The organism is Streptomyces sp., from assembly GCF_036566765.1.
Lineage (GTDB): Bacteria > Actinomycetota > Actinomycetes > Streptomycetales > Streptomycetaceae > Streptomyces.
The window spans coordinates 1-7,200 of sequence record NZ_DATCVQ010000270.1; the positions used below are offsets into that span (position 1 = coordinate 1).

A 7,200-nucleotide genomic window follows, 5' to 3' on the forward strand; every position below is an offset into this window, starting at 1 on the left:
CGCGCCGTACGCGGGCATGGTCGGCGGAGGCGGCGGCCAGCCCGCCTCCTGGTGCGACGCCGCGGAAGGGGGCGTGGCCGCGGAAGGGGGCGTGGCCGGGGGAGCCGGGGCCTCAGTCGGCTGCGTCGGGGGCAGCGGCGCCGTGGGCTGCTCGGGCCGGGGGGAGTGCCCAGGCTCGCCCTCCGGCACCGCCGCCGTCGGAGCAGATTCGACCGACGCGGGCGGGACGGGAGGTGCGGGAGGTACGGACGGGGCGCTCGGGTCCGCCGGAACCTTGGCGCCCTCGTTCTCGGTGCTCACAGCTCTCTCCTCGGTTCACTGCGCAGGTCATCTGTCCGTGGTCAGCTTTTCCCACCAGCCGTCAGGCCACTGTAAGCGGGACCTGTGGATTCACCCAGCATCCTTTATGTCGGACAGAACGGACAGCCGTATGTCGGGCAGATCGGACACCCGGCGCACCCATCCCCTCGGATCCCTCCCGATCCCCTCGGATCCCTCCCGCCGCTGATGGCACGATGACGCGGTGACCCATGCACGGCAGCACACCATCCAGGTCGTCGCCCACCGCGGCGCCTCCGATGACGCCCCCGAACACACCCTCGCCGCCTACATGAAGGCCATCGAGGACGGCGCCGACGCGCTCGAATGCGACGTCCGGCTCACCGCCGACGGCCACCTCGTCTGCGTACACGACCGCCGGATCAACCGGACCTCCAACGGCCGCGGCGCCGTCTCCGCGCTGGAGCTCGCCGATCTCGCCGCGCTCGACTTCGGCACCTGGAAGGGCCGCGAGGAAGCCACCGAGAGCCCCGACTGGGGCGACCGCGAGTACACCTCCGTCCTCACCCTGGAACGGCTCCTCGAACTCGTCGCCGACGCCGGCCGCCGCATCGAGCTGGCCATCGAGACCAAGCACCCCACCCGCTGGGCGGGCCAGGTCGAGGAGCGACTGCTCCAGCTCCTGCGCCGGTTCGACCTCGCCGATCCGGAGCCGGGCGCCTCGCCCGTCCGGGTCATGAGCTTCTCCGCGCGCTCGCTGCACCGGATCGAGGCGGCCGCGCCGGCCCTCCCGACCGTCTATCTCACGCAGTTCGTCACGCCGCGCCTCAAGGACGGCCGGCTCCCCGGCGCCACCGGCATCGCCGGGCTCTCGATCCGCATCGTGCGCCACCACCCCACGGTCGTGCTGCGGCTCCAGCAGGCCGGCCACCAGGTGCACGTCTGGACCGTGGACGAGTCCGAGGACATCGAGCTCTGCGCCCGGCTCGGCGTCGAGGCGATCATCACCAACCGGCCGAAGCAGGTACTCGCCCACCTGGGCCGCCTCTAGGAGTCACTCGGTCACTCAGCCACTCGGCCAGCCAGTCACTCGGTCAGCCAGTCACTCGGCCACTCAGCCGCTCTGCCACTCAGTCACTCAGTCACTCACGTACCGGCTGCCCCACTCCCCACTCCCCTTACAGGGAGTGCACCGGCGCGTTCGGACCGTATTCGATCGTCACGAGTGCGTCACCGGAGGCGTACTGGCCGGTTTCCGGTCCAGGCCATTGGGGCATTCACACCGTGGCGTGGGGTGAAGGAGGTCTCGGGGGTGGCGTTGGTGGTGGCACAGGAGGTGCCCACGTCGTCGAGCATGGCCGTGCCTCATGGCCCTGCGGGCGTGGGGGAAGCACGGCACCGGATGCGGGAGCAGTTGCACCGCAGCGGAGTGGCCGAATCGGTCGTCGACGACGCGGTACTGATCCTTTCCGAACTGCTCAGCAATGCCTGCCGGCACGGCAGACCGCTGGGCCGCGCCGACGTCGGCGACGGCGACGTACGCGCGGCGTGGCGCATCGACCCGTCGGGCGGACTGACGGTCGAGGTGACGGACGGCGGTGGTCCGACCCGCCCGATTCCGGCGACGCCCTCGGTCACCGCGCGCGGCGGCCGCGGGCTGAACATCATCGGAGCGCTCGCCCAGGACTGGGGCGTACGGGACAGCGCGTCCGGCGAGGTCACGGTCTGGGTGATCGTCACCGCCGGCCATCGGCGCGAGGACTTCGCGACCAGCGTCGCGGGCCCGGGCTTCGAACTCCTCGACGCGTACGAGGACCTCGACTGACCACTGCCCGACCGAGGACCCGGTGCGCACTGCCAGGACGCTGCGAGGCCACTGCGAGGCCACTGCCAGCGACCGATCAACAGGCCCGTACGACCCGCCCGTCGCCGTTCCGCGTCCCGTACCGCACCCCTCGCGCGGACCGGGCGGCTAGGCTCGCGGCCGAGAACGCACCGCCGCTATCGGGAGAAAGCCACACCATGGCAAAGAAGCGCCCCCAGACGAAGGCCGTCAAGCCGCAGGCAACCGACGGGGAGATCCCGGTCGTCGGGGCCCGCGAACCCTGCCCGTGCGGTTCGGGTCGCCGCTACAAGGCGTGTCACGGCCGGGCCGCCGCGCACGCCGTCACCGAGCTCGTCCAGCGCCCCTTCGAGGGGCTCAACGGCGAGTGCGACTGGGTCGCCCTGCGCGAGCTGGTGCCCGCCGCCACCGCACCTCTCGCCCTGAAGGGCGGGCTGCCCGAGGGCGTGCCGTCCGTGACCCTGGCGACCGTGCTGCCGATGGCCTGGCCGGCGCTGCGCCGCGACGACGGATCGATCCTCCTCGCGCTGCAGAACGAGTCGTCCTCCGGCGACCTCGCGCGCGACCTGGCCGACACCCTCCAGCGCGCGCTGGAGACGGAGCCCGGCAACCCGGTCCCCGCCCGCCGCGTGCCGGCGGAGGGCCCGCGTCTGCAGGATCTGCTCGACGCGGACGTCGATTTTGCGCCGGAGGTGCACGAGGGCTTCGAATTCTGGGTCCCGGAGTCCTCCGAGGGCGCCTCCACCGAGGTCACCGCCTCCCTCGAGCGCGCCAACGCCGCCGCGATCCCCACCGTCAAGCTGACCGGTGTCGACTCCGCGTACTGGTGCGAGACCCCGGACAAGAACCACCTGCGCTGGGTCATGCCGCACCCCGAGGAGAAGCTGCTCGACGCGCTGGCCAGGCTGCACGCGGCCGGGACCTCCTCGCTCGGCGAGGACACCCGTCTGGTCGGCTCCTTCCGGGCGCACGGCCTGATGGTCCCGGTGTGGGACCTGCCCAGCGCGATGGGCGCGGAGGAGTGCGAGAAGCCGGCCGCCGAGTTCGCCGAGCGGCTGGCCGCCGCGCTGGCCGAGGACGCCCCGCTCACGCCCGAGCAGCGGCGCGCCCGCGGCGGCCTCACGAACCGTCAGGTCACGCTCAGCTGAATCCCGGGGCGGCGTGTGTGACTGACAGACCGACCAGTCGGTGACGTCCGCCACAACACGCCGCCCGGCCCGGGTAAATACCTGACTGAATTACAGAGATCGAATTTGCGAACGGCAGATCTCTTGTTACGGTTCTGGAAGCCCGGTCGCTGGTGCATCCCCCGTCGCCAGCGATCGGGCGTTTTCATGCCCGTGACCGCCCCGGGCGTCAACTCCCGTTCGCCGCAGGCGCGTTGCTTCCAGACCGCAACAACAGCGGGGTGCTGTCCCCCTCGCCCGAGCCCGCGAACTCCGCCACCGCGCTGTACTGCGAAGCCGCTCCATGCGTGCGTTCCCGCGGCGTTTCACAAGCCCCGGGCTCGTCCTGCGCAGAGATCGCGCAATGCGTTTGTACGGTCTTCCCGCCGGGGGCCATCAAGGTGAGTACGGCGGTCAGCTCCTGCCCGGAGGCGTTGCGGTAGTACGTACGCCCCCAGGTCTCCCGGCCCTCGGTCAGGACGCAGGTCTGCGCCTCGATCCCGTCCGGGGAGGTGAGCTCGGGGCCGCAGGCGGACGACCGGTCGGCCGGAGCCGGCTCGGCCGAGGGCGCAGCGGCGGAGGGCGCGGAGGCGGGGGAGCGGGACGGGACGCCGACGACGGACAGCAGTCCGCCCGGCTCACCCTTGCCGGAGGACGCGCTCGTACCGTTCCCTCCGGTCCGGCCCGTCTGTCCGGCGAACGCCGCCAGCGGCACGAGGACCGCGCACACGACGGCGGCCCCGAGCCCGATCACGCGCAGATTCATGGCCCCACCTGTGCCGTCGTGAAGATGCCGTCGCGAAGATTGCGTCCCGAAGATATCGACGGGCGGCGCGCGCCCGGGCCGCCGCGCGCCCGTTTCCCGTACAACTCGGCCCTGCTCACACCCGTACGGGTGACAGGGCAGGGCCGATACACCGACCGGAGGCTCCCAGGCCGCCCGGCCGCTCGATCTCAGTACGCCAGCCGGCTGCCGCCGCCCGGTGCGCCCGCGCTCGCGTCGACCAGGGCGTCGACGACCGCCTCTACGTCCGGCAGCCACGGCCTGGACGAGCCGGCCAGCGGGGCCCGCTCCCAGCGCACCTGTCCGGTGCCGCCGACCGACGGCGGGAGCACGAGGTAGCCGCCCTCGCCGTGGAAGCGCAGCGAGCTGGGCACGGAGTCCTTCGCGTAGAGCAGCTCCCCGAGCTGCTCCATCCCGTACGGGGCGACCAGCAGCGCGAACCGCGTCGGCGTCGCCACCACCGGGCCGAGCCGCATGCCCCACCCGTCGAGCACGCTCAGCGCCCGCGCACCGGCGACCGCGGGCAGGCTCACCGCGCACGGGGCGCGCCCGCCGGTCGCGAGCACCACGGGGGCGTCCGGGCGGTTTGTCCACCACCAGCGCACCATGCGCGGGTCCGTGGTGGCCGCGAGCAGCCCGGGGTCGAAGGGGTGCGCGCCGGGGACGACGCACTCGGGGTCGGGGCAGGCGCAGCCGCGCCCGCGGTCACCACGGCTTCCGGCCTTCTTCAGTCCCACACCGGGGAGAACCGGCCACTGCCACTCGGCGGCGCAGGCGAGCGCCGTGTCGAGCTGCTCGGTCCTCCCCGTGCGCCGGAACCGGAGCCTGCGTCGCATTCCGAGGATCTCGCGCATGAGCGCTCGTTCCTTTCCGTTGAACGCCGAGGTCCACATCACACCACGTGCGGATCCATTCACTGTGCGTATCAGCGCTTCGCCGCCCCTGGAAACCGGGGCCGAGTCGGGCTCGTCGTTCATCTGACGCGTGACCGCGCGGCGCATCCTCTGCGCCCGCTGTCGCCTGCGGCGGTAAGGGCCATCACCGTGTACGTACCCGACACGGCATCGACTCAACGCTCTTTCAAACGACGTCAGTCGACCGCAAAAGGTGCGCAGCGGGGGTAATTTTCAGCCAAGTTCGACGTAACTTCAACACCCTGCGCAGCACCCCACGGACACCATAAGTCCCGCGTGGACAATGCTGGACATCCCTCATCGGGTGCGTGTACATGTGGATGCACTGCCGCCGGCGCAGATTGACTGGGGGTTTGCGATGCAATTGCGCGAAACACACCCGTCGGAAAGCCGACGACCATGAGCGCTGCTCACCTGCCGAATGTGGCCGGAATCGATTCCACGGTTCCCGGTCCCACCCACACTGCGGCCTCCCTCTCCGGCGGGCCCGCCGCGCCGGCCCCGCCCGGCGCCCTGATCCAGGACCGCCTGGCCGCCTGGGTCTCCGACCTCACCACGCTCCACGAACTCATCGAACGCCTGGTCAGGACCGACACGCTCGACGCCGCGCTCGCCGAGCTGCTGCGCGCCGGGTCCGCCCTCGTCGGCGCCCGCCGCGGCATGGCCGTCCTCGAACCCGCCGACGGCCTCGGCCCCGCCACCACCGTCGGACTCGGCCTCGCCCACGCCGACCTCGGGCACATCGAGACCGTGCCGCGCAGCGCCACCTCCTACGGCCGCATCCTCGACGGGCTGCCGGACCCCGGCGCCCACCCCGACCTCCTCGGCGAGGCCGGGCTCGACCCCCGCCACCGCGAGGTCGCCGCCCGCCTCGGCTACGCCGCCAGCTACGCCCTGCCGCTCGCGGCGGGGGAGAGCGGCGAGGCGGGCGAGAGCGGCGGCGGGGCCGCCACCACGCTCGACAGTGCGCCCGCCACCGGCCTCGGCAGGCTCGGCGCGGTCGTCTGGCTGTACGACGAGCCCGCCGAACCGGTCGAACGGCAGCGCCACCTCGTCGGCCTCTACGTCCGGTACGCCGCCGAGCACCTCGCCCGCCTCGTCGAGCTGCAACGCGCCCGCGTCCAGGTCGCCACCGTCGCCGAGGAGCTGCTGCCCAGCCGCCTCCCCCGCGTCCCCGGCGTCCAGCTCGCCGCACGCCACCGCACCCATCCGCGCGGCGGCGGCGACTGGTACGACGCGCTGCCGCTGCCCGAGGGCGCGCTCGGGCTCGCCGTCGGCTCCGTCTCCGGCAGCGGGCCGAGCGCGCTCGCCGCGATGGGCCGGCTGCGCGCCTCCCTGCGGGCGTACGCCGTGATGGAGGGCGAGGACCCGGTCGCCGTCCTGTCCGACCTGGAGCTGCTGCTGCGGCTCACCGAGCCCGCCCGCTCCGCGACCGCGCTCTTCGCGTACGCGGAGCCCGGACTGCGCAAGATCGTGCTGGCCGGGGCCGGGCACACCCCGCCGCTGATCGTCGGCGAGCACCGCACCGAGTTCGTCGAGACCTCGCTGTCCGCGCCGCTGGGCATGCTCTCCTGCTGGGAGGCCCCCAGCGTGGAGCTGTCGCCCGCGCCCGGAGAAACGGTGCTGCTCTACACCGACGGGCTGCTCCGCCGTACCGGCGACCCCATGGACCGGGCCTTCGCCCGGCTGCACGCCGCCGCCGCGAGCGTCTCCCGGGCGGACCGCGCCGACCCGGGGGCGGTCGCCGACCACGTGCTGCGCACGATGCTGCCCGAGGGGCTCGACCGGCCGGTGGAGGGCGAGGACGTGGTGCTGCTCGCGGCCCGCTTCGACGGGTAAGGGTCTTACGGCCCTGGGCCCCCTTCCGTACGACCGTACGATGGTGGGGGTTCAGTGTCGTACCAAAAGGAGGCGGACCCGTGGCCGAAGAGCTCACCCCGGAGACCCCGGACGAGGCCGAGGAGCCGATCAAGCAGCGCAAGAACGGCCTTTACCAGGGCGTATCCGACGAGCTGGCCGAGAACATGAAGTCCGGCTGGGCCGACACGGAGCTCCACGACCTGGAGCCGATCGCGCAGGCCGCGCACACCGCCGCGCGCCGCGCCGCGCTGTCCGCGCGCTTCCCCGGCGAGCGCCTGGTGATCCCCGCGGGCAACCTGAGGACCCGCTCGAACGACACCGAGTACAGCTTCCGCGCCTCCACCGAGTACGCGT

Annotated in this window: 6 protein-coding genes and 2 pseudogenes; 5 read left to right on the top strand and 3 right to left on the bottom strand. The window is 72.8% G+C overall.

Annotated features, from left to right (window positions below; all coding sequences use genetic code 11):
* Positions 1-300 (bottom strand): annotated as a pseudogene (locus VIU94_RS15150) (protease); the annotation flags it as partial.
* A 223-nt stretch (positions 301-523) separates the two neighbouring features.
* On the opposite strand from VIU94_RS15150, the gene VIU94_RS15155 reads away from it, so the two are divergent.
* The 3 genes from VIU94_RS15155 (at position 524) to VIU94_RS15165 (ending at position 3,270) form a co-directional block, all read left to right on the top strand.
* Positions 524-1,330 carry a glycerophosphodiester phosphodiesterase gene (locus VIU94_RS15155; RefSeq protein WP_331911689.1) on the top strand — a complete coding sequence of 269 codons (807 nt, stop codon included), beginning with the start codon at positions 524-526 and terminating at the stop codon, positions 1,328-1,330.
* A 174-nt stretch (positions 1,331-1,504) separates the two neighbouring features.
* Entirely contained in the window at positions 1,505-2,104 is a 600-nt protein-coding gene (locus VIU94_RS15160) for an ATP-binding protein (protein WP_331911691.1), read from the top strand.
* A 197-nt stretch (positions 2,105-2,301) separates the two neighbouring features.
* A complete protein-coding gene (locus tag VIU94_RS15165) occupies positions 2,302-3,270 on the top strand; it encodes a DUF5926 family protein (protein ID WP_331911693.1) in 969 nt (322 codons plus the stop codon).
* Between the two features lie 208 nt (positions 3,271-3,478).
* On the opposite strand, the gene VIU94_RS15170 is transcribed toward VIU94_RS15165, so the two are convergent.
* Together VIU94_RS15170 and VIU94_RS15175 are read right to left on the bottom strand one after the other, a co-directional pair.
* On the bottom strand, positions 3,479-4,054 hold the full coding sequence (locus VIU94_RS15170; RefSeq protein WP_331911695.1) for a hypothetical protein: 576 nt from the start codon (positions 4,052-4,054) through the stop codon (positions 3,479-3,481).
* 188 nt (positions 4,055-4,242) lie between these two features.
* Positions 4,243-4,926 (bottom strand): bifunctional DNA primase/polymerase, encoded by a 684-nt coding sequence (locus VIU94_RS15175; protein ID WP_331911697.1) that lies wholly within the window; start codon positions 4,924-4,926, stop codon positions 4,243-4,245.
* A 459-nt stretch (positions 4,927-5,385) separates the two neighbouring features.
* On the opposite strand from VIU94_RS15175, the gene VIU94_RS15180 reads away from it, so the two are divergent.
* Both VIU94_RS15180 and VIU94_RS15185 read left to right on the top strand, forming a co-directional pair.
* Positions 5,386-6,825 carry a PP2C family protein-serine/threonine phosphatase gene (locus tag VIU94_RS15180; protein ID WP_331911699.1) on the top strand — a complete coding sequence of 480 codons (1,440 nt, stop codon included), beginning with the start codon at positions 5,386-5,388 and terminating at the stop codon, positions 6,823-6,825.
* An 80-nt stretch (positions 6,826-6,905) separates the two neighbouring features.
* Positions 6,906-7,200, top strand: a pseudogene (locus VIU94_RS15185) (aminopeptidase P family protein); the annotation flags it as partial.